The 25,360-nt window shown below is 55.9% G+C and carries 33 protein-coding genes; 20 read left to right on the top strand and 13 right to left on the bottom strand.

Annotated features, from left to right (window positions below):
* Positions 1 to 247: 247 nt before the first annotated feature.
* From ABIE32_RS08150 to ABIE32_RS08120, 7 genes are all read right to left on the bottom strand, one after another.
* Positions 248 to 520: a hypothetical protein gene (locus ABIE32_RS08150; protein WP_429015198.1), complete on the bottom strand. Its 273-nt coding sequence runs from the start codon at positions 518 to 520 to the stop codon at positions 248 to 250.
* Positions 521 to 818: 298 nt separating this feature from the next.
* The gene (locus ABIE32_RS08145) at positions 819 to 1,046 is read right to left on the bottom strand and encodes a hypothetical protein (RefSeq protein WP_429015196.1); all 228 of its coding nucleotides are present in this window, start codon (positions 1,044 to 1,046) and stop codon (positions 819 to 821) included.
* A gap of 512 nt (positions 1,047 to 1,558) precedes the next feature.
* Positions 1,559 to 2,134: a GNAT family N-acetyltransferase gene (locus tag ABIE32_RS08140; RefSeq protein WP_429015194.1), complete on the bottom strand. Its 576-nt coding sequence runs from the start codon at positions 2,132 to 2,134 to the stop codon at positions 1,559 to 1,561.
* Positions 2,135 to 2,187: 53 nt separating this feature from the next.
* Positions 2,188 to 3,060, bottom strand: a complete 873-nt coding sequence (locus tag ABIE32_RS08135) for a hypothetical protein (RefSeq protein ID WP_429015192.1) — start codon at positions 3,058 to 3,060, stop codon at positions 2,188 to 2,190.
* 38 nt (positions 3,061 to 3,098) lie between these two features.
* Positions 3,099 to 4,334 (bottom strand): phage antirepressor N-terminal domain-containing protein, encoded by a 1,236-nt coding sequence (locus tag ABIE32_RS08130; protein ID WP_429015191.1) that lies wholly within the window; start codon positions 4,332 to 4,334, stop codon positions 3,099 to 3,101.
* Positions 4,331 to 5,098: a BRO-N domain-containing protein gene (locus ABIE32_RS08125; RefSeq protein ID WP_429015189.1), complete on the bottom strand. Its 768-nt coding sequence runs from the start codon at positions 5,096 to 5,098 to the stop codon at positions 4,331 to 4,333. Before ABIE32_RS08125 ends, ABIE32_RS08130 begins: the two co-directional genes overlap by 4 nt.
* Entirely contained in the window at positions 5,095 to 5,280 is a 186-nt protein-coding gene (locus ABIE32_RS08120) for an Arc family DNA-binding protein (protein ID WP_429015187.1), read from the bottom strand. Before ABIE32_RS08120 ends, ABIE32_RS08125 begins: the two co-directional genes overlap by 4 nt.
* A 91-nt stretch (positions 5,281 to 5,371) precedes the next feature.
* Here ABIE32_RS08120 and ABIE32_RS08115 point away from each other — a divergent pair, with 91 nt between their 5' ends.
* Complete coding sequence (locus ABIE32_RS08115) at positions 5,372 to 5,890, top strand: helix-turn-helix domain-containing protein (RefSeq protein ID WP_429015185.1); 519 nt, start codon at positions 5,372 to 5,374, stop codon at positions 5,888 to 5,890.
* A 106-nt stretch (positions 5,891 to 5,996) separates the two neighbouring features.
* On the opposite strand, the gene ABIE32_RS08110 is transcribed toward ABIE32_RS08115, so the two are convergent.
* The 3 genes from ABIE32_RS08110 to ABIE32_RS08100 all read right to left on the bottom strand — a co-directional run bounded on the left by ABIE32_RS08110 (position 5,997) and on the right by ABIE32_RS08100 (position 8,429).
* Positions 5,997 to 6,608, bottom strand: a complete 612-nt coding sequence (locus ABIE32_RS08110; RefSeq protein ID WP_429015183.1) for a DUF4124 domain-containing protein — start codon at positions 6,606 to 6,608, stop codon at positions 5,997 to 5,999.
* 47 nt (positions 6,609 to 6,655) lie between these two features.
* Positions 6,656 to 7,858: a hypothetical protein gene (locus ABIE32_RS08105; protein WP_429015181.1), complete on the bottom strand. Its 1,203-nt coding sequence runs from the start codon at positions 7,856 to 7,858 to the stop codon at positions 6,656 to 6,658.
* Between the two features lie 319 nt (positions 7,859 to 8,177).
* On the bottom strand, positions 8,178 to 8,429 hold the full coding sequence (locus ABIE32_RS08100; protein ID WP_429015179.1) for a hypothetical protein: 252 nt from the start codon (positions 8,427 to 8,429) through the stop codon (positions 8,178 to 8,180).
* A gap of 136 nt (positions 8,430 to 8,565) precedes the next feature.
* On the opposite strand from ABIE32_RS08100, the gene ABIE32_RS08095 reads away from it, so the two are divergent.
* The 17 genes from ABIE32_RS08095 (at position 8,566) to ABIE32_RS08015 (ending at position 21,990) form a co-directional block, all read left to right on the top strand.
* Positions 8,566 to 9,369, top strand: a complete 804-nt coding sequence (locus ABIE32_RS08095) for a hypothetical protein (RefSeq protein WP_429015178.1) — start codon at positions 8,566 to 8,568, stop codon at positions 9,367 to 9,369.
* 9 nt (positions 9,370 to 9,378) lie between these two features.
* Positions 9,379 to 10,452 (top strand): hypothetical protein, encoded by a 1,074-nt coding sequence (locus ABIE32_RS08090; RefSeq protein WP_429015177.1) that lies wholly within the window; start codon positions 9,379 to 9,381, stop codon positions 10,450 to 10,452.
* Complete coding sequence (locus ABIE32_RS08085; RefSeq protein ID WP_429015176.1) at positions 10,453 to 11,139, top strand: hypothetical protein; 687 nt, start codon at positions 10,453 to 10,455, stop codon at positions 11,137 to 11,139.
* A complete protein-coding gene (locus ABIE32_RS08080; protein WP_429015175.1) occupies positions 11,133 to 12,302 on the top strand; it encodes a hypothetical protein in 1,170 nt (389 codons plus the stop codon). The genes ABIE32_RS08085 and ABIE32_RS08080 overlap by 7 nt, the downstream gene beginning before the upstream one ends.
* Entirely contained in the window at positions 12,299 to 14,656 is a 2,358-nt protein-coding gene (locus tag ABIE32_RS08075; protein WP_429015173.1) for a hypothetical protein, read from the top strand. Before ABIE32_RS08080 ends, ABIE32_RS08075 begins: the two co-directional genes overlap by 4 nt.
* Positions 14,653 to 15,093, top strand: a complete 441-nt coding sequence (locus tag ABIE32_RS08070) for a hypothetical protein (protein WP_429015171.1) — start codon at positions 14,653 to 14,655, stop codon at positions 15,091 to 15,093. The genes ABIE32_RS08075 and ABIE32_RS08070 overlap by 4 nt, the downstream gene beginning before the upstream one ends.
* Positions 15,094 to 15,095: 2 nt before the next feature.
* The gene (locus ABIE32_RS08065) at positions 15,096 to 16,907 is read left to right on the top strand and encodes a hypothetical protein (RefSeq protein WP_429015170.1); all 1,812 of its coding nucleotides are present in this window, start codon (positions 15,096 to 15,098) and stop codon (positions 16,905 to 16,907) included.
* A gap of 60 nt (positions 16,908 to 16,967) precedes the next feature.
* Complete coding sequence (locus ABIE32_RS08060) at positions 16,968 to 17,414, top strand: hypothetical protein (RefSeq protein WP_429015169.1); 447 nt, start codon at positions 16,968 to 16,970, stop codon at positions 17,412 to 17,414.
* On the top strand, positions 17,411 to 17,989 hold the full coding sequence (locus tag ABIE32_RS08055; RefSeq protein WP_429015167.1) for a hypothetical protein: 579 nt from the start codon (positions 17,411 to 17,413) through the stop codon (positions 17,987 to 17,989). The genes ABIE32_RS08060 and ABIE32_RS08055 overlap by 4 nt, the downstream gene beginning before the upstream one ends.
* 1 nt (position 17,990) lies before the next feature.
* Positions 17,991 to 18,512, top strand: coding sequence for a hypothetical protein (locus ABIE32_RS08050; protein ID WP_429015166.1), 522 nt, complete (start codon positions 17,991 to 17,993; stop codon positions 18,510 to 18,512).
* A 227-nt stretch (positions 18,513 to 18,739) separates the two neighbouring features.
* Entirely contained in the window at positions 18,740 to 19,300 is a 561-nt protein-coding gene (locus ABIE32_RS08045) for a hypothetical protein (protein ID WP_429015164.1), read from the top strand.
* A 3-nt stretch (positions 19,301 to 19,303) separates the two neighbouring features.
* Positions 19,304 to 19,858: a hypothetical protein gene (locus ABIE32_RS08040; protein WP_429015163.1), complete on the top strand. Its 555-nt coding sequence runs from the start codon at positions 19,304 to 19,306 to the stop codon at positions 19,856 to 19,858.
* The gene (locus ABIE32_RS08035; RefSeq protein ID WP_429015161.1) at positions 19,858 to 20,157 is read left to right on the top strand and encodes a hypothetical protein; all 300 of its coding nucleotides are present in this window, start codon (positions 19,858 to 19,860) and stop codon (positions 20,155 to 20,157) included. The genes ABIE32_RS08040 and ABIE32_RS08035 overlap by 1 nt, the downstream gene beginning before the upstream one ends.
* Entirely contained in the window at positions 20,154 to 20,468 is a 315-nt protein-coding gene (locus ABIE32_RS08030) for a hypothetical protein (protein WP_429015159.1), read from the top strand. The genes ABIE32_RS08035 and ABIE32_RS08030 overlap by 4 nt, the downstream gene beginning before the upstream one ends.
* Before the next feature lie 51 nt (positions 20,469 to 20,519).
* Positions 20,520 to 20,828: a hypothetical protein gene (locus tag ABIE32_RS08025; protein WP_429015158.1), complete on the top strand. Its 309-nt coding sequence runs from the start codon at positions 20,520 to 20,522 to the stop codon at positions 20,826 to 20,828.
* The gene (locus ABIE32_RS08020) at positions 20,825 to 21,457 is read left to right on the top strand and encodes a glycoside hydrolase family protein (RefSeq protein WP_429015157.1); all 633 of its coding nucleotides are present in this window, start codon (positions 20,825 to 20,827) and stop codon (positions 21,455 to 21,457) included. The genes ABIE32_RS08025 and ABIE32_RS08020 overlap by 4 nt, the downstream gene beginning before the upstream one ends.
* On the top strand, positions 21,457 to 21,990 hold the full coding sequence (locus tag ABIE32_RS08015) for a hypothetical protein (RefSeq protein WP_429015156.1): 534 nt from the start codon (positions 21,457 to 21,459) through the stop codon (positions 21,988 to 21,990). Before ABIE32_RS08020 ends, ABIE32_RS08015 begins: the two co-directional genes overlap by 1 nt.
* 163 nt (positions 21,991 to 22,153) lie before the next feature.
* On the opposite strand, the gene ABIE32_RS08010 is transcribed toward ABIE32_RS08015, so the two are convergent.
* Together ABIE32_RS08010 and ABIE32_RS08005 are read right to left on the bottom strand one after the other, a co-directional pair.
* On the bottom strand, positions 22,154 to 22,378 hold the full coding sequence (locus tag ABIE32_RS08010) for a hypothetical protein (RefSeq protein ID WP_429015155.1): 225 nt from the start codon (positions 22,376 to 22,378) through the stop codon (positions 22,154 to 22,156).
* Between the two features lie 445 nt (positions 22,379 to 22,823).
* Positions 22,824 to 23,003 carry a hypothetical protein gene (locus ABIE32_RS08005; protein WP_429015154.1) on the bottom strand — a complete coding sequence of 60 codons (180 nt, stop codon included), beginning with the start codon at positions 23,001 to 23,003 and terminating at the stop codon, positions 22,824 to 22,826.
* A 400-nt stretch (positions 23,004 to 23,403) separates the two neighbouring features.
* Between ABIE32_RS08005 and ABIE32_RS08000 the strand changes: the two genes are divergently transcribed.
* Together ABIE32_RS08000 and ABIE32_RS07995 are read left to right on the top strand one after the other, a co-directional pair.
* Positions 23,404 to 23,613: a hypothetical protein gene (locus tag ABIE32_RS08000; protein WP_429015152.1), complete on the top strand. Its 210-nt coding sequence runs from the start codon at positions 23,404 to 23,406 to the stop codon at positions 23,611 to 23,613.
* Positions 23,614 to 23,730: 117 nt separating this feature from the next.
* Positions 23,731 to 24,081 carry an RNA recognition motif domain-containing protein gene (locus ABIE32_RS07995; protein ID WP_429015151.1) on the top strand — a complete coding sequence of 117 codons (351 nt, stop codon included), beginning with the start codon at positions 23,731 to 23,733 and terminating at the stop codon, positions 24,079 to 24,081.
* Between the two features lie 167 nt (positions 24,082 to 24,248).
* On the opposite strand, the gene ABIE32_RS07990 is transcribed toward ABIE32_RS07995, so the two are convergent.
* Positions 24,249 to 25,121: an IPTL-CTERM sorting domain-containing protein gene (locus ABIE32_RS07990; RefSeq protein WP_429015149.1), complete on the bottom strand. Its 873-nt coding sequence runs from the start codon at positions 25,119 to 25,121 to the stop codon at positions 24,249 to 24,251.
* Positions 25,122 to 25,360: the final 239 nt, after the last annotated feature.

Raw genomic sequence — 25,360 nt, 5'->3', positions numbered from 1 at the left:
TCTGCAATCTGTTCAAGGGTTGTAACACCATGAGCTGCAAGAAGATTGCGAATATGCGCAGATAGATGATCTAAGGGGCTTCTCATGGATTGTGCTTCTGGCCTGCCGCTTCAGCTACCTTTGCTCCGGAACCTTCGGCTCTGCTGGTTCTGAGTCATAGGCGGGAGTCGCTGGAGAAGCTGCTTTGGGTGTGAGGGTGACTTCCTCTAAGGGCCTGAGGAAGATCTCTTGGAGATCGCGCCAGAATTCAAGATGGCGCTTGTAAAGAAGTAGGGAGAACATATAGACCTCCGGTCTCAGTTCGTGCAGCAGCCTCTTTTTGGCGCGCTGCTTGTCTTAAAAGTCGAGCCGTCTTTTCCCTGACAATTTTCAATGGATTTTCCTCGCGTCCTTCAACATCGGATCGGAATGGTTGATGAAACACATAGTCATCATCTGAGATATTGCGACTATCAATATCCTTCAAGGGAACAGGCGTTCTTAAGCGTATGTTGAAAATTGTTTTGTCTGTGAATGTCATATATGCCTCAGTTATGGTTAGAACTCACCGAAGCGAGGGAACACAGTGGTCTTGTGGTCAGCTTCTTCAGCCTTTTTGGGGAGGGTCTTGCCTTGCCCAACGCTGGGAGGCGGCTCGGGAGTTTTTGTCGAGAAGATCGACTTCACAAGCTGCCAGAAGCTGAGCTTGCTATTAGGAAGGGGGTGCATCAACATATAGACCTCCGGTCTATTGCGGCGAATCGAGATGGATTGCCTAGACCCACAGTACTCTCTTTAATCCCCTAAATCCTGATTACACAAAGACTTACTCGTGGAGGCTACTCAGCCAGCCGATCCAGCCTTCGTCGCAAGCCTTCGCGGTAGAGCTGCCCACCGATCTCTGTGAGTACATTCATCGCATGCTCGGAGAGGGCGCCTTCCTCATTGCCCATGAGGCTTGCCAAAAGTATCAGTGGCTCGTCTGGGTCATGCGGAGCGCCTTCAGCGTCGAGATGCTCAGCCCGTTCACGGAACAATTTGATGTAGGGATCAATTTGCTCAATCATCGCTTCCTCCTGAGGGAATGCTACAGCGTGAGCGAAAAAAATGCCACCGCTGGGGTGGCAAAGTTCACTAGAAAAAGCCGACCTTGAGGGAGCAAGGATGTCGTGCAAGTATTGAGAGAGGGAGGGAGGAGAGCACGAACTCGGCACAAATCACTTATTCGATAGTAGCGTGTAGCTATGTTGTTTTGGTAGGCGTTTGTCGCTTCTGCGTCATCGTTGGTCGAAAAAAAAGCCCGCATTATGCGGGCTGTAGCGTGGTATGCGCCAATGTGCTTCTCCATCTCACCTCTCAGAAGCGATGTAATGATAAATCAAATTTATAGATATTCACAAGTCGATTGCTGAAACTTTGTAAGGTGCACGTAAGGCAGCCTGAGTCCTCCAATTAAGACGTGGAGGTAAGCGCGAAAAAAAGCCCGCATACAGCGGGCTAAACACTTACAGCATAGTGCCTCCGCTCCTAGAGGCAAGGTGATGGTAGGGGAAGGGGAGGGAGGGCGCTTTGCGGTGGATCAAGAACGGAATCGTTCTGGAGTAGCGGGCGCATGAAGGCGAAAACGCTGGAAGCGAACACCATCGCACTCAACCTCGCCATCTTCCAGAAACCCGAGTCTCGCTACCCCCTTGATTCTTGTTCTTGAGAACGGCAGAAGAATGGTTATGGACTCCAACCCCATGGTTGTGAATGCCCGATTGATGATCTCTTCGTAGATAGCTTTTCCACTTCCCCAGAAGTGCGGGTGAAGTACTAGTGCCAGATCAGCATCGCCATCCTCGTGCTGCAATCCGCCCCAGCCTGCAAATTGATGATCGATGAAGAATGCCCATGGGCCATACCCGTTCTGCTCCCACTGGGCATCCTTTTGTTTGATCCATTCTTTCGCCTTCACCTCATCAAAGTCGGGGCTGCCAAGTGGCATTTGCCGCAACACGTCAGGGTGGTTGTTGAGCGAGATGATGTCTTGCAGACTGGCTTCGGTGAGGCGCTTGAACTTTAAGTCCATTGTTCTAAATCTGTGTGGCCGCTTATCGCTGAGTCCAGAGCTATCGGCGGCAGTGAAGCTCGCCATCAGCAAAAAAGCCCACATCAGTGGGCTCGTCTTGGGGGAGGGTGGGGTTAGTGGCCGAAGAAGCTGGGGGTCTATTGGTCAAGGATGCAAACTAGTGCAATCACTGCAACGCCTATCAGAATTGAAACGAAGTATCCATTGAATACGCCGATTGTCATGAGACCTAGCGCTACAGCCCAAAAGACCCACTTGAGTAAACCGATCTTCCACCGGCCCTCGTTCAATTCCTGCTGCCTTGCACCGTCAAGCAGGCGCTGCGATTCCTGCATCGACATGGGCGGCTTGTAAGGATTGGGCTTGCTCATGCCCAGCATATTACCGCAGGACCGCCAAAACCTCCTAATGCGGTGGCGCACAGGCAACCAGGGCCAGCCTTGCATGTTCAGGTCAGCCAATAGCAGAGCACCTTCCAGCTCGGATCGAGAGACATTGCGATCTAGGCAGAGGCCTTCGCGCAGAACCCGACCTTTGACTGCTTGAAGCGCCTGCGATAGTGGGCGGTCCGGCTTGATGCTGCCAGTAGAAAAACACAGCAATTGCTCTGCAAGGTAACCGGAAATTTCGTCCGACTCCTGCCGAGCAGTCAGCTGGTAGTTTCCAGCGTCATCGGTGTAGGTTCTGCGAATATGTTGGCAAATCTGCTGCAGTCCTGGCTCTCCAGCACGAACACCTTCGCTGATGTGACGCATGAAGTGCTTCCACTCGCTACCCATCAGCTGCCGGAGGCCATGGTGGCCAATCGCCTCATGCGCCAAGGTCTGCGCCATGGAGTCCAGCGGCTGTTCGGCAACCAGGTGCACAGCGCCGCCCCAATACAGACCGCGCGCATCATCGGGCGCAGGCACAGGCAAGTCGCGGGCCGTTGGTGCGATGTGTACCTTGGGGCCGCGGTGCCAGCGAGCGGTGAAGTAGCTCGTGAGGTTGGTGGCGAGTGATGGCGTCATGGAGGGAAGCCCGCCGAAGCGGGCCAAGATGGCAGAAATTAATGCGAAGTTCGAGCTGACGTTTCTAAGTTGCTTAGGAGTTGCTGGGTTCCTTCGAGCAAAAAGTCAGCGCGTCGGCGCAGGGAGCGCACTTCGCTATGGAATTTATATGCCAGTGCTTCACCCAGCCCGCCGCGCTTCACCGCATCAAGGGCAATTGAGATATTCACAGCTCTGTTTGGGTAGCCTGTGACAGCTTCATATGCGACCCGTTGACGCAAGTGCTTGCGCGCTAGATTGTGAGCCTCAACCGCAAGCAGCATGGCTTTTGTCTCAATGGCCTCCTGCACCTCAATGGGCATATCGGAGACATCATCCTTCAGGTCTGACACCATAAGGCTATGAGTATCGATGGTTGCTGGCTCTCCAGCCGTCACATGAGATTTGTAGCCCATCTTGCGCTGAACTACTTCAACCAGCGGAAGGAATGGAACAAAGCCATAGCCATTCGGCTCCTCAAGCTTCTTCACCCAATCGGCAACCATCTCGTTGACGGTGCCTTCTTGTGGCGCCCTTTCGTCAACCACCTCCCATTCGACAGTGTGCCGATTGACGATGGAAATAGCCTCGGTCAGCTCGTGGCGCGGTATCTCCCGATACCCCACCTTGAAGTGGCTCTTGAGCTTTGACCAGGCCTGCAAGATGAACTTGCCCTGCATCTTGCTGTCACCAGCCAGCTTCTTGGCGGTGCTTTCGATCAACTGACGCAAGGTGTCGGCTTCTTCCTTGGTGAGAACATCGCCCGGATTCACCGAGTACAAGGCCCGTGGGTTGACGGCAACACCATCGTTCCAGTATTGCCAGAGCACTTCGTCGCACTCGTTCTGGTACTGGATGACGCGGGCGCGGGCCTCATCGCTTTTCATCTTCTTGGGCTCCAAGGTTGCCATCCAGCCTGGCAGCTTGCGCAGTGGAAGGGCAACCGCCTCTTGAACACCTCCCTCTGAAGGGATTCGGATATTCCGAACACCCCAGCGCAACTCGTTTTCCTTGACCTTTTCAAATTGACCTGACCAGTTCAAGCCCATTGCCGCAACAAGCGCTTTCATCGGCGTGTAAGGCTGGCCATCGTGATCTACAACATATAGCTCAGCGCCGTGAAATGGGACAGTGATTGCGCGCACGGGCGCTACTTCGGTACAATCTGACATGTTGATTCCTTCTGTGAGAAGTTGGTTTTTGACACTTGACGCCTCGGTTGCTGCAACTTCCGGGGCGTTTCCTTTTGCGGTCACGCCGCTTCTTTCTGTTCTCCCAGCATTGGAAGCACATTGCGTGACCACTTCATCTGGGTTACCGGTACGCCGCTGTGGTGCTTCTTGCTGGTGTCGAACAGACGGCAGAAGTCACGGCCAGCATCAGTTGCCTCCCATTTCTCACCCATCTTCATCTGCAAGCCTGACTCTGCAAGAAGCAGGTTGACGCCGCGAGCACTTGTGCCGATCAGCTTGCCCAGTTCAGTGGGCGTGTACCACTGGCTGTCTTGCTGCTCTGCCTCCAACTGGCCTTGTCCCAACTGCTGCATCAAGTTGATGTTGGTCATCGAGTAGATGGCCTGATTCGCCGAGATCGCGGCAGCGTTCTTGTCGCATCCCAGCAGACGAGCAACACGAACAAGGGGTGCAAAGGCTTTGGCAGCCTCAGCTGTTGCTTTGAGTGGCGTGAACGCGCCCTTGGCAATGTACGAACCAGTTTTGCGGATGGATGGCAGCACGTCCTCAAACACCCAGCGCTCGAAACGCTCCGCAGCAGGCAAGGTACTGTTGACAACTAAGCGGAGCATGTCCGGCTCGGAAATCAGGCGGGTTTCTTGCATACCTCCCGCGGTCGGAAGGGGGTGCGACTTACGCACACCCTTGCAATGGTCGCGCATCGCTGCGTTGTGATCCCTGTAGCCAAGGACATCTGCTATATCTTTGCCAACGAACCAGGGTTCGCCATCAATTTCCATTGCGCGCACATTCGCGCCTTCAAAGTTGTAAGGTGTGATGTTGCTCATGCTGCTGCTCCTTGCTGCTGGACTGATTGGTCTTCTTGGCGAGTGCGCTCCACGCGTGCCGCAATCTCGCTGGATAGGCTGCGGAAGTTCTTCTTTGCCTGCTCCACAACAAATGCACGCGTTTCGGGGGTAAAGCGAACGCCAATAGGCGGTTCTTGCTTTGGCTTAACATCAGTACTCATAGAATGATTCCTCCGTACATCGTTTGTACGAAATGAATTGTATGCACTCTTTGAACTTTTCTCAAGCTATTTTTTGAACTATTGGAATCGTATGTCTGAAAAACAGTTCAAAGACAGGTTGATCGCAGCGCGTGAATCCCTTGGATTAAGCCAAACAGCTCTCGCTAACTCATGCGATATGGCGTCAACCCAACTGGCTCGCTACGAGAATGGGAAAGCTGTGCCGCGCCGCGCCGTTATGGCGCGAATAGCGGAAAAGCTCGGTGTGTCAGCAAAATGGCTGGCTACTGGAGTGTCAGAAGAAGTCGATGTGCTTGGCCTCGATTCAATGCTGCATCCATTGACGACGACTGTAGTCAGCGACCCAAGTGGACAAAATTTTGTGATCTACACGCGCCCCAATCCCAGAACCGCAGCCATCATCAAGGAAAGAGCTGCTGCACTGGGTCTGTCGCTTGATGAATTGGTCAGCCAAATTTTGGATAGTTTTGCTGCGAACAAACCAGAGACCCCCGAGCAGTTGCTTACGCGCTTGGAATTGGAGAGGCTCAAGGACAGAATAGAGCGCCTGGAGTCCTCTACAGATTTGCCAAAGAAGCCAGACGCCTAGCACCCCCGCCAAAAAAGCAGTGAAGTAGCGATGCTTTTGGGGCACCCCGAACATGACGAAGCCCTCGCAAGAGGGCTTTTTCATGTCTTCCTGTGAAAGCCTCTGGTTAACGGCGTGCGACGCATGTCCAAACGAAGCCACTGCCCGTGCACGTTCCGCCATTCGGTGCAAGCAATAGATTTTCAGCACCCCGAGTGTAGAAAAGTCCGCTTGCGTCATAGCATCCCATCTGGCTGCAACTTGCCATCGTGATGGTTGGTGCTCGGGCGGGTGGCTGAATGACCCCAGTGTTTGATCCGCAGGCTGCATTGGACTTCGCAATGGCCGCATTTACCTGATCGCGCTTTTCGTTAGCATTCCTGGCAATGGAGCTGCGTGCAAAGTCCAGATCGCGCTGGGCAAGTCTGCAATCTTCCGAGTCCTGGGGATTTGATTGCGACCCTTGAGCATAGGCTGGTGCTTGGCGGCCATATCTCTGTGCTTCTCTGTAAGCTTCCTTGGCGCGCCGCTCTTGCTTTTGGCGGTTCGCCTCTTGCGCGCGCAAGTCGTCCTGCAAGTTCTCCTCAGCACTGCGCTTTTGCTGAAGTAGCTCCCCTGATGCACAGGGCTTGTCTGAAAGAAGTAGCTGACCGCTGGGATCCTTGCATTTATAGACCTGCGCATAAGAGTTAGTCGCAACTAGAGCCATGCAGACAAGCAAAAGATGTGCTGATTTCATTCCTGATCCTGTAAAGAAGAATGGTATTTCATCTATGTAGCGATGGTTTAGTGAAGCTTGCTGTCCAACTCCTCCAAGAGGCCTGCTAGCCGAGGAACAACTGTTGTACCGAAGCGCCGAACTTGCTTTTGGATATGAGGCGTCATGAACCGATCCGCGCGAAACACACTTACATAAGGAGCATAAATGGCGTGCATTGCATCAACTGGTTGACTGTCAGTTGGTTCTTCTTTGCGGCTTCCTCCAATATTTTCCCATGCTGAAGAAAAAAGTGATCTGATGCCTGTAGACAACCCTGGTGCAAAATCATCGACATCTTTCGATTGAATTTCAGATAACTCAATTCCAGCCTTTTTGGCGGAATTTGAAGCTACTGTAACCAGTAAGTCATTTTCATTTTCCTTCCAAAACTTGGTTATTTCACCGCCAGCACTAGTTGGGTTGGCGCCTCCATGTTGCAGATCAATTGATTGAATTCGGCTGTTCATTAGTTGAATCATACTTCTTATTGCAGATCCTAGCTCTCTCCCAGGCTTTCTTACAATCTCGGATATTGGACTGGATAACGAATGCTCACTAGCAAACCATTTCATCATCCAACGCGGATCTTTTAGACTATTATTTAACGCTTCAGTGAATTCTCTTTCATTGGCCTTTCCAAATGCATATCTCACAACAACATCCCGTGATTCCGGCTTCATAGGATATTTTTTTTCTAATTCTTCAATATATGGGGATGCATCGAATTGGTCAATGAGATCAAACATTCTCTTTGTAGGCTTGTTGTTCTGAAATAATGGGAACAGAGCTTTACTTCGCTGCTCACGATTTAACCCTCTTTGAGCAAGTTCCTTCTCTGCGTTTCTTTTGAAATAGGCCCAGATTTCCCCCGCATTCTCATCCACTGGTATTTCCGAGAACCAGTAGCCATTTGGGTCAAGCATGTCGTGAAATAGTATTTCTTTGCTGGCAATTGATTGGCATTCTTTTTCAATTAATCGCTCAAGTGGTACTAGTGCATTTGCACCACAAAGATCACTAAGGAATTCTGCCTTTCTTTCTGCAATATTTGCAGATTCGGCAGTAAGTGGTACTGTTTCGGAAATGCAGACGGTGGAAAATAGAAAATGTACCTGCTTTGATTTTGACAAGCTCAGTAGTGCTGATTTCAGTTCCCTAGTGTTTTTATTTTCTACTTTTGAATCTGTAAGCGTTGAATAGTCTTGCGTGTCCAGATAGCAAGTGATCATATTTCTGCCTCCCGTGAAATAGATTGGCAATTCGGAGAAATCTATTTAATTGTCTTCCAAATCTTTATTCCGAATTTATCATATGCTCGCTTACCCCCTCTAGGGCTTGCCCACCCCCTCGCCATAGCCGACCATGAAGCGAAAGCCGCCTCGGTGGGCGGCGTGGAAGGGATGTGGATGAGGCTGAAGAAATTACCTGGGGGCTGGTTTGTAGAGCCCCAAACCAGTGAAGAGCAAGCTCATTTGACCTATCTATTAGGAGGCTTGGCCAAATGCCAGAGCGATCTTCTGGCTAGCTATGAAGCCAAGCAAGTCTTGGTCAGCGGCTCTTCAAAACTTGCAAATACTCGTTCGTCCAGCGCAGAGTCTCCAGCGCGCCAGAGCTATCAATCTGTGATGTGTCGCCAATGTGGTGAAACAAGTCCTTCAGGGCGGCCTCAAACTTTGGCAGAAAAGATTCAGACTGTTCATCTTGCGATACAGCGAAACAGGCAGCAAGGGCTGCCAGCGCCAACCTGGTCTGATCTGGATGAGCTGGTTTCTGGGCTGATTCCGGCGAAGTAGTTGTCATTTGGCCCTCTCGGGATGGAAGTTGGGGAACATCCATCGTACCTCGAGGGGGTTTTCTTCTCTCACCCCTCTAGGGTTCGCCACCACGCCCCATCACTGGAACACTCCTTGGAAACCATCAACCAGGAGTGCGCCAAGTGCCCAATACCAGCTATCCAAAGGGGATGGAGAAACTGCTCTCCGCCCAGATCAATCTGCTCAATGACGACCTCCGTGTCGCGCTCCTGCCTCCTACCTACACCTACAGCAACACACATGAGTTCCTGAGCAATTTGGGAACACGCATTGGCACAGACATGGTTCTGGCCAATAAGGATGTGACGGGCGGGGTGTTCGACGCTGACGATGTGGCAACCGACCCGCTGCCGCCAGGGAATACGGCCAAGTCCGTGGCAATCTACAAGAACACCGGCAATGCCTCGACTTCGCCGTTGCTGTTCTTCTTCGATACTGTGACCGGCTTGCCAATGGCGACCAATGGCGGCGCGATCAACTTCCCATGGAGCGATGGTCCGGACAAGATTGCGGTGCTTAATGGCCCCTTCATTCCCTCGGGCGGTGAGTTGGTGATGAAAGCTGGGGTGAACTTCCTCACAGATACCCTCAAGGTTGCGCTTCTGCCATCCAGCTTGGACCCCGGAGGCACCTACCAGAGCTTGGCCGACCTGGGCGAGATCATCGGCACACCCGTTGAACTGACAGGCAAATCCATCACTGGCGGTGTCTTTGATGCTGCTGATGTGGACTTCGGTACGGTGCTAGCTGGCAAATCGCCCGGCTCTGTGGCGCTGTACCGCCAGGGGGCCGATGCCGCCACTTCGCCCGTACTGCAGATCATCAGTGACGACATCATGGGTCTGCCGTTCTCTGGCAATGGAGGTGGTTTCGCACTCCGATGGTCCAATGGCAATGCCAAGATCTTCTCGCTGATCCCAGCGTAAGGGCCAGCCATGATCAAAAAGGACGGTTTCAGCAACAACGCTGACACAACCTTAGCGCAGGCCATCCTGAGCGACGCCACCGTGATCGAGGTGGCGGACAGTGCTGCTTTCGCTGATTTTTCCAGCGGGCGCCTTTTGCAGCGTGCGACTATCACCAATGACGCCATTCCTGGTGAATATGAGATTGTTGCCATCCTGACCGCTGATGGCGTCAATTTCACTGTGGAGCGCGGCAAGGAAGGTACGTCCGCACGGGATTGGCCAGCAGGATCAAAACTCCAGGCCCGTATCACCGCAGGGCAGCTCAAGAATTTCCTGCAGATGGATGAATCTGGCACATGGCGCGCAGACCGTGACGGGCAGCGCTCCTTTGTGGTGAATGGCCGGGTGGCCAACAATTACAACATGGTGCAGATTTCTGGCGTGCATCTGCTCCAGAGCCTGCATGCAAGTGCCGTATCTGGAGACCAGGGCGAGTTCCAGCAAGACATGAATATGTCTCAGGAGTCTGTAGGGGGTACTGCATACCTGGAATTGGGAAACGATATTCCAGCCTATGCAGAAGGTGGCTTTCTCTCAGACCGCAGCATCGTCAAGGCACCAACAGCGACCGGCTTCAACTACCTGCTTGACCTGGGCGACTACCACTCCAGCTCTGAGTACATCCACACGCCGGTGGCGAGTTTCGACGCATCGGGCTCACCTTTTCCAGCCATCGGGCCGGATGCTGGTCAAGAGGTGGGGCAATGGGTGCCTATTCCGGATCCATTGAACATCATCCAGAACATGCCCAGCCAGACTTCCAGCCTGGTGCTGTCGGAGGTGGGCTTCATCTGCACTCGTTACGAAGCTACGACCGCTCCGGTGGTATCCATCCTCCTGCGAGGTGAGGACACCGAGCACTCGCTGGTGGACCATGTTGCGCTGGATGCAGTCACCAAAGCTAACCAGGTGCACCGCATTCCTGTCGCAAGCTACGGCGGAATTGTCTCCGGCATCCGATTCCGGGTAGATACGCCGGCCACGGGCAAGTTCTACGGGCGCTTCTACTGGCGCGGCTTCTTCTTCGACGCGGGCGCATAAATGTCTTACCCGCTCATCAACGGCGCAGCCATCAACACCAATGGTGAATCGGCTTCGGGAACACCGAGCATTCGCCTGGTGGTGACTGGCCAGCACCAGGCAGAGTTCCAGCTGGAAGGCCTGGGCAGCCACCCCTTACGGCTGGGGCCGCTGCGCGCCAAGGTGGGCTTTGATGTGGATCTGGTGATTCCCAGCATCCGCCTCGTCAAGACCGAGTACCACAGTGCGCTGCAGATCCTGACGCCATCCCATACGGATGTGCTCGCCAAGAGCACGTTTCCGCTTGTCTTGGGCACGCCCCGGGCAGAGGCGGGGCCTGTCTCTGCAACGGCGCCGGGGGCTACTCCGCTGCGTCTTGGCACGCCATCCGCAAATCGCACCGCTTTCGCGGCAGGTGCACAGCCGTTGTCCCTGGGGCAGCCTACTGCAACGCGGGTAGGGTTTGCTGCATCATCCCAGCCCCTGCGCCTGGGGGCGCCCTCGGCGATTGCCACTGTCCATGTGCCGAGCCTGCGGCTGGTGCGGGCGGGCCGGGCAAGCATTGTGGTGGATGCTCTCGAAGCGATAGCGCAATCAGCTTATCCATTGAGGCTTGGAGAGCCAAGCGCGCACAGAATCGCATTTGTGCGGCCATCTATCGCGCTGCGGCTGACCCCGCCAACAGTTCATCGGGGGACGGAATGCTGACCTTTGCAGACTTCACGGGCATCAACAATCTGCAGCCCGAGCACCGGCTGACGGGCAAAGACCTGATCAAGGCTGAGAACGTAGACATTGGCCTCACGGGCGAGATCACGCGCCGGGGCGGCTTCGCGCTGGCTGATGAGGCCTGCCACAAGAACCTGCACCAGGCGCAGGGCTTCACGCTTGCAACCTGCGGTAGCGTGCTCACGGCCATCTGGCCCGATGGCGCGCGGCATGTCATCCATCCAGCCCTGGGTTCTGATCGCGTCTGGTACTGCGATCTGCCAGACGGCCGCACCACGTACAGCAACGGCTTGCTCCATGGGGTGACGGATGGGCGCACGGGCGTAGAGCGCAGCGTACCGGTGCCTGAATCGCTGGGGCTGCCGGATACCGCATTCGGACAGCTTCACCCCGGCGACTACCGCTACTACCTGAGCTATGTGCGCATCACGGATCGCCTGGAAGGCCCGGCCATCAGCTCGGCGCCAGTGGCGGTGGCGCAGGGCGGCTTGCGCCTGGGTGGCCTGCCGGTTCTTTTTGGTTATTCGATCAACGTCTACCTGAGCGGCAAGGACGGGGAGGGCGCCTACCTGGCCGGGAGCACCACGGGAAGCAGCTTTGAATATGGCGGCGACAACGCCTCGCTGGTACTGCCCTGCCGCACCCTGGGTGCAGAGCCATTCCCGGTGGGTACGATCACAGCCTTCTGGCGCGGACGCGTGCTGGTGGCCCAGGGCAACGTACTCTGGGCAAGCCGCCCGTCTGTGACGCACCTCTCGGACTGGCGCGATTTCAAGCAGCTAGCGGGCAAGATCACGGCCATCCAGCCGGTGGACGATGGTGTCTATGTCGGAACCGACCAGGACCTGATATTTCTCTCGGGCACCACCTGGGACCAGCTGGCCCACCAGCCCACCAAGCGCGGTCCTGTGGTTCTGGGCTCCGGGGTGGCGGTACGCGGTGATCGTCTCAAGTTCGGCGACGGTGTGGGCACGGGGATGGGCATGGTGTGCATCGCGGGTGGTGAGATCGTGGCAGGCTTCAACGGTGGCCAGACCTCCAGCCTGACGGCCAACCGTTACCGCACCGCGTTCCAGGAGGTGTGCGCCACCTGGCGTGAGATCGAAGGCGGCATCCCTCAGTATGTGGCGGTGCCGCAATGAGCTTGTGGAACCCCTATGCCCTGACGCCTGACGGGCGCCGCACCACCAGCATGGCGCCGCCCGCGCTTCGCGTCATGGGCGGGCGCGCCACGGTAGAGCAGCTGGCCATGGCCCAGGCGGAGTTTGCGCGCTTTTGTGGCCGCAGTCGCGTCTCGTTCTGGCGCAATCCGAACGAGCAAGGGGTTCTGAAGGACGGCTCGCGCTACCAGATCATCACCATTGGCAATAGCACGGTGATGACCATCTGGCCTGTGGGCGCGGCTGAGCAGGGGCTTGCCATGGGCGGGGTCAGCTTCTTTGCCAGCTTTGAGGGTGGTGCGCTGTACCAGTACGTGCTGGCGTATCGCAACGAGGCCTGGGTCATTCGGCGAGCACCCATCGTCTATGGCGGCTCGGGCGTCTGGGCATCGAGCACCAAGAACGTGTATTTCACGGATGACACAGCTTCCGGTGGCGCTACCCCCAATCTCAATAGAAAGTACTCAGAAGAAAACCTGCCCAGCTTGATTGTTGCGGGCGGGGCCACCTCGGTGGAGAAAGGGATGGCCTACGGCATCCAGAGCGGAGGCTCCGCCAACGTGGCCAATGTGGTATCGCCATCCGGAAAGTATGTGCAGGTCGTGCAAACCGATGCACTCACGGCCCAGATCTATGAAGCTGACCTGGTGAAACGCAAGGTGTTTGAGGAAACGCCAGATGAGTTCTATACGGTGCCTGCAGCCAAGCAGACCGTAATCGCATCGAACCCAGATTTCAACCTCACTCGATCCCATTTGTATGGTGTTGCCGCCTTCAGCCGGTTGCGCGACGGCTCTGCAGTTTACTTCCCCGCTTGGTCAGTTTCTGCCATTGGCAATGTGATCGGCCCCACGGACACGGGCGAGGGCTGGCTGGATTTCGTCACCCATGAATTGAAGGTGACGCTTTCACCCAATGGCGAGTATTCGGCTGCTGTGGTTCCACACGCGCTGCCGGAGCTGACCCTGCTGGAGCCACCCAAAGCGCCCAATGAATTCGGTGATCTGGTGGAACAGACGCATTTCGAGTTCAGCAAACATGGCTGGGCTGACTCAGGCCTGACGCCCCTGAAATCGACCAGCTACATTGAATATTTCGATCCGGGCGCTGGTCAAAATGTCCGGACATTTCACCAAACCGATATTGGCTGGAAAGATGTGCGTGGCCGTGCTGAAACGGTCGAGCGCGTGCGCAAGAAGAAGAACTACCGTGTGCCTGTGTATCTTGCCCGAGGCTGGCAGGACCAGAAGATCGCATTCTTTGCAAGAGTTGAGGATGAAAAGAATGCAGTGGTTGAATCTTCGGTGAATGAGGATTTTGACCATGGCTTGGTGCAAGCGGTATTTGGTGCACCACTTTGGAAGGTAAATGGGAGGACGGCCAATGACACGCTCAGCTATATCGACCTGGACGATATAACGCCAGATTTCAGCGGTGGTCTGGACAACTTCATTGACTTCAATGCGTACTTCGAAGCGAATCCAGCGCCTGACCTGCAGTTTGATTTCACAATGCTTGGCGAAAAATACATCGCCAAGCGCGCGGCGACGCTGCGAGGCAAAACAACGCTGGAAACACCATGGGGTGAGTTGGTCACCAATGATGTTGATTTGGTTGTGCGCATGCAGCAGAACTACGCACGAGGCAGGTATTCGGGATCAGGCTTAGAAGAAAAGGAAGTTCTCTATACCGGAATCTCCGGAAGGCATGTGCGCAGGGAGATTGTCCATATCAACCCCATTCTTGGGATCATTGCCTGCCTTGAAATCACCACCAGCCAATACACGGTGAACAATTCCGGTGAGTTCACGACAGTATCTACTGTAGGTACGACTGCCAAGCTGGTGGTGCTGCTCAAAAACAAAAAGATATTTGAAATCGAATGCACACCCACTGAAAGCTCCTACACGCGGCGCAAGGACGATACCCTGGTGGGAGTTTTTTCATTCAGCCCATTCACACCTGCCGACCGCAATCACTCACTTTTGCGCGGAAAAATTGGGGCGCTGTGGAACCTCAGGAATAACACGCACGTTCCAGCAGTAGCCGGCGTGATTATTCCAAGCGGCATTGGTGATGTCGAAATCACCAAAGACAGCGAAATTGACCGAGTAAAGGACATCTACCCAGTGGCCAAAGTGGAAGGCCAACAGTGGATGAAAACCGCCATCGATCCAAACAGCGGTGGGGGTGCATTGCTAGTTCCCAATGAAGCTGGGCAGGTGGTCTATGCCCAAGCCATCTCACCTGCAGGCGTGCTCACCCCCTTGGATGCTCTGGTGCCCCAGAGTGCAGGAGCCCTGCAGCCATTCAGCTCACACCTCATATCCGTATGAACGCCATCGTCTGTAACACCCTGAGCGGCGCTGTGTCGGAGTACACAGGCTTCGTCTTCCAGAGCATCACCCCCACCCATGCGGGCGATGCCAGTGGCCTCTACAGCTTGGGCGGCGATACCGACAACGGCCAACCCATCGTGGCCAATATCCGCCTGCCGGCCACCTTGCGCGAATCGACGCTCAAGAAGCGCCTGAGCATGGTCTACCTGTCGATGAAGGGCGCGGGCTGCGCGCAGTTCAGTGTGCTCGGCCCCAACGGCATGCCCTGGGCCTATGAGTTTCCGCTGCGGTGCAGCGAACAGACGCGGTGCATTGTCGGCAAAGGCATCCGCGAGAACTACCTGGGCTTTGCGCTGAGCAACCCGGCCGGCCAGAAATTCAGCCTCGACCGCATCGAGATCCTCACCCTTGAATCCAAAACACGGAGAGTCTAACCATGGCAACCGGAGTCAACGGCCCCGCCGAAATCGTCAAAGACAAGTACGACCGCTCTGTGGTCCTGGCTGACAAAGCCGCTGCAGAGGTGAGCACCTTCCAGAAGGCGCTCAATGACAGCATCTACCAGCCGCCGCAGATTTCCGTTCAATGGCGCACGCTAGGTGCGATCAATCTGCCGCCCATTCCTGACCAGCCCAAGATTCCCGGCATCGACTTCGAATTGCCCGATGGCATGCCCAGCCCCTTCACGGGCAGCATGAAGGATGTGCAGTTCTCGGACTTCAACACCCCAGCGCCTCTGCTCGACTTCGGCGTAGCGCCTACCATCACCATCGGCCAAGCCCCCAATCTCCCTGAAATGCGGGATGTGGCCATGCCTGATGCACCCGTGGTAGTTCTGCCAGACGGCCCGCAAATGCTCGACCTGCAGGTGCACACCTTTGGCGGGATCGACTTGCACGAGGACTGGCTGGCCAAGCTCGACAATATCCCCGAGTTGGCCATCCTGCAGCCGGAGCCCATGCGCTACACCCCGGGTGCCCGCTACGCCTCGCAACTGCTGGACAGCCTCAAGGCCACGCTGAACGCACGCATCCATGGCGGCACTGGTCTGTCTCCTATCGTGGAGCAGCAGATCTGGGACCGTGGCCGCGACCGTGAGACGCAAATCGCCCTGGCCCGGGAGCAGGAGGTGATGCGCGCTGCCGAGGCGCTGGGCTATCCGCTGCCGTCTGGTGTGATGGCTGGCCAGCTGGCGGATGCCCGCCGCGAATATCAGGACAAACTCTCGGGCCTGTCGCGGGACGTGTCCATCAAGCAGGCCGACCTGGAGCAGCAGAACCTGCAAAACTCCATCCAGGCCGCGCTGCAGCTGGAAGGCCAGTTGATGGACCAGCATTACAAATGGGAAATGCTGGTGTACGAGTCCACCAAGGCCGCTGCCGACAATGCCATTGCTGTGCACAACGCCGCGCTTGAGCAGTACAAGGCGCTGCTGGTGGGCTACCAAGCCTTTGCCTCAGCCTATGAAACGCTCATCAAAGCGGAGCAGACCAAGGTTGAAGTGTTCCGGGCGCTGCTGCAGGCAGAGCAGGCCAAGGCCGATATCAACAAGAGCCTGGTGGATCGCTACAAGGCAGAGATCGAGGCGCGCATGGCAGCCGTGGAGATCTACAAGGTTCAGGTGCAGGCTGCCCAGACACTGGTGGAGGTGGAGCGTACCCGCATTCAAGCAGGTGGTGAACAGATCAAGGCCTTTGTGGCGACGATCAACGCTGAGCAAGCCAAGTCTGAACTCTACAAGGTACAGATCAGTGCAGAAGGCACCAAGGCAGAAGTCTATGGCCGCATGGTGCAGGCCTACAGCGCCAAGGTGGGAGTACAGGCCGAGCGCGCGCGTGCCGAGGTGGCCCGCTACCAAGGCCTGATTTCTGCGAAGGGGCTGGAGTGGGACGGCTGGAAAGCGCGGCTTGCTGCTGAGTCAACGCGTATCGAGGCGGCAGCGCGCCAGTCTTCCGTCATCCTGGACGGCTACCGCGCCGGTGCCCATGCTGCAGAGGCGCAGGCTACCTCGTTCGCGCGGCAGTGGGAGGCCGAGGTGGCACAGTACAACGCTGTGCGCGAGATCACCTACCGGGTGGAGAAGGCCAACAATGACGCCATCATTCACGCCAACGATGCGCGCATGGATGCCGCCAAGGTCATGCTGGTGACCGGTTCGCAGCAGGTGGGCTCGGCCTGGTCCATGGTGAGTGCATCGGCTGGTATCAGCGCCGGATCCTCGGACACCTACGTCCACCAGGTGGATTGATTGGGGCGCTCCCCCTTATAGGGTTAGACCTGCGGGCGCTGCTGGCTGACACTTTCAGCCATGACAGCGCCTGCTCGCTTTTGCTACACGATCTACCAGGGCGCCACGTTCCGGCGTGGCTTCCGCTGGTGCACCGCCCCGTATCCCACCAAAGTCCATTGTGGCAAGTTGGTGCGCGCTGACACTGGAGCGCCGGTTCCCGATGCCGATCTGGTGCCGGTGGACTTGGCGAGCTGCAAGGCGCGCATGCAACTGCGCAGCGAGGTGCTTTCAGCTGATGTGCTGCTGGAGCTGACGACCGAGAACGGACGCATTGACCTCTCAGCGGGCAATGGATGGATCAAATTCGTGCTGGATGCCGCCACCACCAGCGGCATTCCCTATGGTGACCAGCCTCCCGAGAAATGGAGCCAGGCTATTGGCCAGCTGGAGATCGTCCACCCCAATGATGACGTGACCCGTGTGGCTGAAATCTCCTGGTCCGTGGAGCCGGAGGGTACTCGATGAACACCGAAGACGTGGTGATTCAGGTTCCTGATGCCAATGTCATTGTGGATCAGCAGCCAGCCGACGTGCTGGTGGCGCCAGTGCCAGAGGCGGCAGTGTTCATTGAGAATGCTGAGCCTTCGGTGATTACCCTGGATGACGAAACCGATTTGCTGGTGCTTCCCGTTGAAGACACGCAGGTTGTGGTTGCTGCCGGAGAGCAGGGCCCTCCGGGTATCCCCGGGCCAGCTGGCGGCCAGGTGATTGAGCGTATTGCGGGTGAAGCAATAAGCGCGCTCAAGGTGGTTTATGAGCGTGGAGGATTGGTCTATCCACTGAGCTATGACGACGAAACCCATGTGTTCGCAGTTCTGGGTATCGCTACTACTTCTGGCCAGCTGGGGGGCTCCATCTTGGTCCAGCGAAGTGGGACGGTGACAGATTCCGGCTGGAACTGGGGCTACGACCGTGTGTACCTGGGTCAGAGTGGTCAGCTTACCCAGACTCCTGCGATAGACGGCTTCTCTGTGTTGATCGGCTTTTCAGCGACTCCAACAAGTATCAATCTTTCAATCCAAGACCCTATCGAGGTGTGACATGGCAACACAAGGTTTTATGGCCCTGGTGGGCGGCAAAGAAAAGCAGATTTTTGGTGCTGCTACTTCCTCTGGTGCTGCAGATGCAGGCAAGATTCCTGCGCTGGACAGCAGTGGCAAACTTGACCAAAGCATGATGCCAGCAGGTATCGGGGCTAATACAAAGGTAGTTCCAGCTTTCGAGGCCATCGGGGTTGGCAAGTTCGTGAATTTCTTCTCGGACGCTGGCACGCTCAAGGTGCGCCTTGCAGACAACTCCAATAATCGCCCAGCAGAGGGGTTTGTACTGGCTGCCGTTGCATCGGCGGCGAACGCTACTGTGTATCCACTCGATGTTGCAAATACGGGAGTGTCAGGGTTGACGTTGGCCTCGGAATACTGGCTCGGCACTGCAGGTGGCGTGATCGACACGCCACTGGATTCCACTGACCCGGCCAATGTCAATAAGGTCAATCAGCTGCTGGGTAAGGCCACCAGCGCAACTGAACTCCGTACTGACGATTACGGCTACCAGATTCTGTAGCCATGCCAAGCGCGGTTCTCAAGCCACTCGTTCTGCGTGCTGGCAAGCCTCAACAGCTTGCAGCAGGCGAGACGCTGGATACCCCAGAGCGCAGCGTCCCTGTGACTCTTGCGGGTGGTGGCATCCGCAGAATCACCATTGGGGCGTCCGGGCCTGCGCTGGTGTACCGGGCAGATGGCACCAGCCGGGAAGTATCTACTGGCGCAGCTGGGGTATGGCGTATTGGCTTGAACCCCGAAACCTCCGCTCCCGTGGACATCTCAGGGAAGCTGGATGCCGATTTCAACGGTCTGGCTGCAGCCTCTGGCCAGGACAGTGACCTGCTGGTCATCCGACGCGCGGCCTCCAACCTCAAGCTGACCTTATCTAGCCTGGTGAGCTACATCACCGATGTGGCGCGCAGCTGGGCAGGGAAGCAGACATTCAGCGCTGGAGCTGATGTATCGGTGCTCGGCGTTTCAGGTGCGACGACGCTCAGCGGTGGTGCGAAGCTTGGTGAATTGGCTCCAGCTAACTTGAAATGCCTGCTTCTGACTGGCACAGCGCCTGCATCCACGGGCACGACCGCGAATATCGTTGCGCATGGACTGAGCCAAGGGGCGATTGTGCTGGTGCGTGGGGTCGTGACAACCTCGGACGGGTTCCTTGTGTTGGATGGAAACGGCTTCAGTGACGCCCAGTTCAATGTTTCAGTGAGCTCAACACACCTACGGCTGTCCACCACTGCTACCGGTTCGACAACTGTTCTGGGACGGCCTGTGAAATTCTTTATTTTCTACCAAGGGTGATATATGCCAGCACAAGCACCCCTCAAACTCTTTCCAACATCAGGCTCCACAGGTGAGCTTCGTGAATTTGCCGCAGGCGACTTCTTGGACTTGGCCGCTGGAGGCACTGGCGCCACTACTGCAGCGGGAGCCCGCATCGCACTTGGCCTTGGATCTGCCGCTGTAGCGCCGATTGTTGGCACGGTATCGCAGTCAGGCGGCGTGCCCACAGGAGCGATCATCCAGCGTGGCAGCAATGCAAACGGGGAGTTCGTACGTTACGCCGACGGCACACAAGAATGCTGGAAGATACTCACAGTCAACACGGCGATCAGCAATTCTGACGGGGGTAGCCTCCTCTACAGTGCTGCCATTGATGTCGGCCTGCTCCCTGCCCAGTTCATTCCCAACGCCCCCGCAGTGGACATGTTTGCGCTTGGCGGAGCCGGTAGTTTTGTCACTGCCACCAGTACGCCGCAGACCACAACAAGCTGGGGCCAAATTTACTTGGCGTCCGGGCTTGCCAGAGCAGCGGCAAATCACTACATATCCTGCTTCGCGAAAGGTAGGTGGTTCTAATGCACATCAATCTTTCTCCCCAGGTGCGCAACGGCACACTCAAAGTCACCAAGAAGGGTGACAAATTGACTGTGAACGGGCAAGCCTTCGACTTCTCCAAACTTCCCGAAGGTGCAATCTTGCCAGGGGATGCTGTGGACTGCGAGCACATCATCGGCAATGTGACGCGCACAGGTGGCCAACTCCAGGTGACATTGTTGCTGCCCATTGCCTTGGATGCGCCGCATGAGGCCTGCTTCCCTGTGCCCATCATCGACCCGCCAGACGGGCCCATTGCATTGCCAGGAGGTGCCGCATGATTGACTGGTCCCAGATGAAAACGGCCGAGCAGATCGCCGAAGAAGAGCGCCGCGCGCTGGTGCCCGCCGAGATCAGCCGGGCGCAGGGCAGGGCGGTGCTCGGGTTGCGTGGGCTGTCGTCGCAGGTGGAGGAATACTTTTCCAAGATCACCGATCCGCAGGAAGCAATGTATGCCGACCTTGCCTGGAACCACACCAGCACCTGGCGGCGATACGAGTCTCCTTTTCTCACTGCCGCAGCTGCTGCGCTGGGGCTGAGCGACAAAGATCTGGATGATCTCTTCATTGCTGCCGCCCAGATCGTGATCTAAGCACCCCTCTAGGGTTCGCCTGCCAGCTCTAAGCCTTGGATCATCCAAGGCATGAACAAAGCACTTGCATCATTTCTGGCGCTGCTGGGCATCCACAGGCATCTGAGTGCCGAGCAAAAGCAGGATCTTGTAGGCGCCGTCTACCAAACAACTCCAGGGGCGGTGACAGCAGGCGGCTTTCGTCTTGCCCAAATGCCGCTTAGCGAGTGGCTGATTCTGTCCTCCATTGGATTCATCATCTTGCAGGCCGCATATCTGGTCTGGAAATGGCGGCGCGATTACCGCCGTGATGAAGAACGCCAGCAAGACCGCCTTGCAGGTAAGCGCTTGCAGGATACAGATCTGGGAGAGTTGTCATGAGCAAGGTGCCCAAGCTCTTGGCAGAAAGCCTGTTCGGGCTAATGCTGCTGATGGGCGCTGGTGGCGGCATCTATTTGAACAATCAGGCGGCTGTCCAACAGGCGCAGTCAAATGAGTACGCCCAGGCGGTGGCGGCCGACTCCAGCACAAGCATGGCGGTGAAGATTGCCATGGTCATGGGGCACTACTACGAATCGAGTAATCGCCACATCGGCACGCCCTACGTGGACAAGGTGGGCAAAGGCCAACCGCTAACCGTCTGCAATGGCGTGACGGGTGCAGGCGTCACGGCGGGCAAATACTACTCGCCCAGGGACTGCTACGAGCTGGAGCGCGCACGGTACATCCAGACCGAGGCCGCTGTAGCGCCGATGCTGCGCTACTGGAGCAGCTACGACCCATTTGTGCAGGCCACCTTTATCGATTTCGGGTGGAACAAGCCTCTTGCATCGTTTAAGACCAGCACCATGCGCGCCAAGGCCAATGCAGGTGATCTGCTTGGGGCCTGCGCCGAAAACCCGCGCTGGAACAAAGGGACGGTGCAAGGTGTTCAGGTGGTGCTGCCAGGCCTGCAAATCCGTGGTGACTCCAATGGAGAGCTTTGTGCGGAGTGGAGGGTGCCATCGTGATGTACACGCATGTCGCAGCCGCGATTGCCGGTGCCGCGCTCTCTGCATGGATGACATGGCAGGTACAGGACTGGCGCCTGCAGGGGCAGGTGACCACGGCCAAGACAGCCCTGGTAAAGGCCGAGGGTGATCTGGTCAAGGAAAAGCAGGACCGCAAAGACCAACTGCTGCGCGCTCGCGCATCTGCCCAAGAAACCTACACCCGCATGGAGGGCGTCAAGAATGCCGCGATCGAGAAACAAACCCAACGGGCGGAAGGCAATCGCCTGCGTGCTCAGCAGCTGCAGCGTGATGTTGATGGGTTGCTCGGCAACCTCGCAGCTGTGCCCGCCCGTATCTCAGCCGCTTCCAGTGAAGCCGTCGCTGACTACGCCGCAACCGCAACGCGCGTATTCGGAGAGTGCACGCGCGAATACGCAGAGATGGCAGAACGAGCTGATGGCCACGCCAATGATGCGCAAGCCTTGAGCGAGGCTTGGCCGACCAACCCGAGCCAGCCGGCCGCTGGCAATCCTTTGGAGATCCACCGATGAACACAGCCCCTGGCCAACAGAGCATGGAAGAACTGAAGCGCCGCAGCGGCCGGCCATTCAAGGTGCTGAGCGACAGCCAAGCCAAAGCTGATCTGGCTGGCAAGCGCCGTCCATTCAGTGTGCGCAGCTGGATTGCATCTCTGTTGGCAAATCGTGCCGCAGCTTAAAGCTCTAGATCCGTCTCAACCCATGCCTTCACCTGGAGGTATGGGTTTTCTCTTGGCATATCCACAAGCGAGGGGTGAGACTTTTCCAGGTACTCATAGAACAGGTGGATCTGCTTGCCGGTGTCGTAGTACGGGAACCAGCCATCGTTGAGGTCGCGCATGTTCTTGCGCCACTGGCGCCACAGTGAAACGACTGTCTTGTGACGTTCAGAGAGGGGCATCAGGATCCAGCAACTTATACAAATGCTTAATTTTATTCAGACTTTCTATGCCTCGAAGAACACTGCGCGCAGCTTAAATGATGATGGGGCGATAGGCCCGCAATGGGCAATAGAAAACCGCCTGGAGGCGGTTGTTTGAAAAGCTATTTTGAACCCCTGCAGTAGGGGCATTCACATACAGAAGGCCCTTTTGGCGCCCTCTGAGGAAAGTAAGGGTTGTCCGGCAACAGAGCTTCTACTTTCCGTAGTGACTTGAAGCCAAATCTCCGCATTCCTAGAAGTGTATGTGGATACAGTTCTGCCACTTGCTCAATGGTCGTGGCGCCGTGCGCTGCTAGGAGTTTGATGATGCGTGGTGACAGATAGCTGAGGGAATTTTTCATTCTGCCCACCTCTCTTGATCCACCAGTTGAGGCTTGGCCGCTATAAGGACGGATAGCCCTCGCTAAGCAAGCTTGAATGCCAAGGAGGGAGAGACTTGCTGGCCTTGCTCCTGATCTTGCTTCTCCTTGTCAGAAGGTGGCTTTTTGTCCTGCTCCTGCGGTGATGGGATGCCCGTCATGTGGAGCTTTTGCATGGTTTTGGCCCAGAAGGAAGCTGATGGGTAGGCTGAGAATTTGAACATGTAGACCTCCGGTCTATTGCGGCGAATCAAGATGGATTGCCTAGACCCACAGTACTCTCTTTAATCCCCTAAATCCTGATTACACAAAGACTTACGTGTAGAGTCTCTCCTCAAGTACCGATTGCCAAGGTGCAACGGGTAGTGTTGTTTCATTGTTGAAAATAATAAAGATAGCGGACTTTATGGCAATTGATGTATAGTGGCCGCACAAAGAAGCGTGCACTCAATGTGCAGTACCTTATTTGTTTGCTTCTAGGTGGCTCAACGCCACCCCAAAGCATCTTCAGCGAAATTCGCCATGTTGACTTGTAGGGCTGCAGTCAACAGAGTACTTTTAAGCCCTCCAGGCCGACGAGGCTTGTGCTTCTGATTGATCTTCATTTTTAAGTCTTCTATTCCCATGGGCAAGTACGTCGTTTCGCCCGCGACTCATCAAACCGTCAGTGGTCGTTTCCGCGCCTCTTTTTCGGTTCAGCGTTCACAAGGCAATGGAAACTACTGCCGCGTGTTCCGCTTTGACAGAACCTTCGCCTCTAGCGAGGCCGCTCGAATGTTTGCCGTCACCCAGGGCTGGCTGCAGTCGAGCATGCCTAACCCGCCTGCATGTTGATGATCTGGTGACCCCAGATCCAATCCCATCCCCATCGCATATCCAGCGCAAATCTTCGCGTCTGTATTCGACCAGTGCGTCACTTCTTAGCGCACGCTAATCTAGAAAGGCTCCGACATGAGCAACAAAATTTATGTGGGCAACTTGCCCTACTCCGTAACCGATTCCAGCCTGAAGGACAACTTTGCTGAATTCGGCGACGTGTCATCTGCCAAGGTAATGATGGATCGCGATACGGGTCGCTCCAAAGGCTTCGGCTTTGTAGAGATGGCATCAGCTGATGTTGCACAGGCCGCGATTAAAGGCCTGAATGGCATGTCCGTTGACGGTCGACAAATTGTTGTCAACCTTGCCCGCCCTCGTGAAGAATCCAGAAGTTCTGGTGGATATGGCGAGAACGGCTTCCGCTCAAGTGGCCGCAGCGACGTTGGCTATGGCGCAGGTGGTCACGGTGGTGGCCGATACTGAGCACTTCAAATCGTGAAGAATAGGCTGAAATAGCCGACTTCTATAAGGCTTAGATAGGCCATCTAGCCCAAACTAAGAGCCTCCCCGCGCCACTATGGTACTGGGGAGGCAATTTTTTCGTTTGTGCGGTGCATTAAAAAGCCACCCGATGGGGTGGCTTGCGTGCTTTAGCTCTGACGCCTACGAAGTCGGCCAAAACCAACCATTGCAACTAGAGTGGCCAATCCGATCAGTGCCCACTCATGGAGCGTAGGCACTGGAGCCGCAGAAACAGGCCCAGGCTTGTCATCATCTTTTACCGCTACTTGAGCTGGAGCGCCTGAGATGGTGTAGTCCGTTACAGTACTAGGTGCTGTAATCGAGAGCTCGGCCATCACATCACCGTCACCAACCACAGTGTTTGCTGTGGCCGTGATCGTGCAGATGGCAGAGGTTTGCCCTGCAGGAATGGAGATTGTCGCGGGGCAAGTCGAGGAATATCTTGGATTGCTTTGAGGCAATGTGAGGTTCACGTTCAAACCAGAAGGTCCAGCAGCAGCACTTGATGTAATGGTACAAATAGACTCCTGATTGGGGGAGTCGAACAATTCATTAGGTGTGCAGGCAACACTAACTGCTGGCGGCGTGTATGAGCAACTGAGATCGGCCAGAGCCTCGGTATTGAGTTGACCAACTGCGGTGCTAAATTGTGCAGGAGGCGTAATTCGGTTGGTAACAGTTGGAGTTGCTGTGCAAGCTGAAATACCTGCCGCGTCGCCTGGCCATTCCACCACTGCGGAAATCTGGCAGCCAGCCACCGGCAGCGTGGATCCGGTCAAAGTGACTGAGGTGGAGCCAGCTGCTGCGGTCAATGTGCCACCGGTGCAGGTATGAGAGGCGCTTACAAGTTTCAATGGAGCGGGCAGTGCATCGGTAACGCTCACCCCAGGAATGGGAGCACCTAAACCCGGGTTCTTCAACGTGATTGTTAAGGTGGACTGCGTTCCAGGTGTAACCGCTAATGGTGCAAACGCCTTGCTGATGCTGGGTGCATCCGCCATGTAAATGTCGGTGCCTGAAAAGTCTGCATTTCCAGAGCCAAAGGCGGTAACAGTGATCTCCCGTACATATGGCGGAAGTGTGATGTATCCGCCATTGCTCTGTATATTCCCAGAACCCGGGGTATAAGGCTGCAAGATACTGAGAGGGCCTTGTTGCATAAATCGGTTTGGGACTGAGTCTCCCCAAACCCCAGACGTAGTTATGCCACGGCCACCGTTTGGGGCGTGCCCAGCTCGGT

This window comes from Comamonas sp. 4034, from assembly GCF_050434545.1.
Classification (GTDB): Bacteria; Pseudomonadota; Gammaproteobacteria; order Burkholderiales; family Burkholderiaceae_C; genus Comamonas; species Comamonas odontotermitis.
This window is presented reverse-complemented; position numbering and strand designations above follow the sequence as displayed.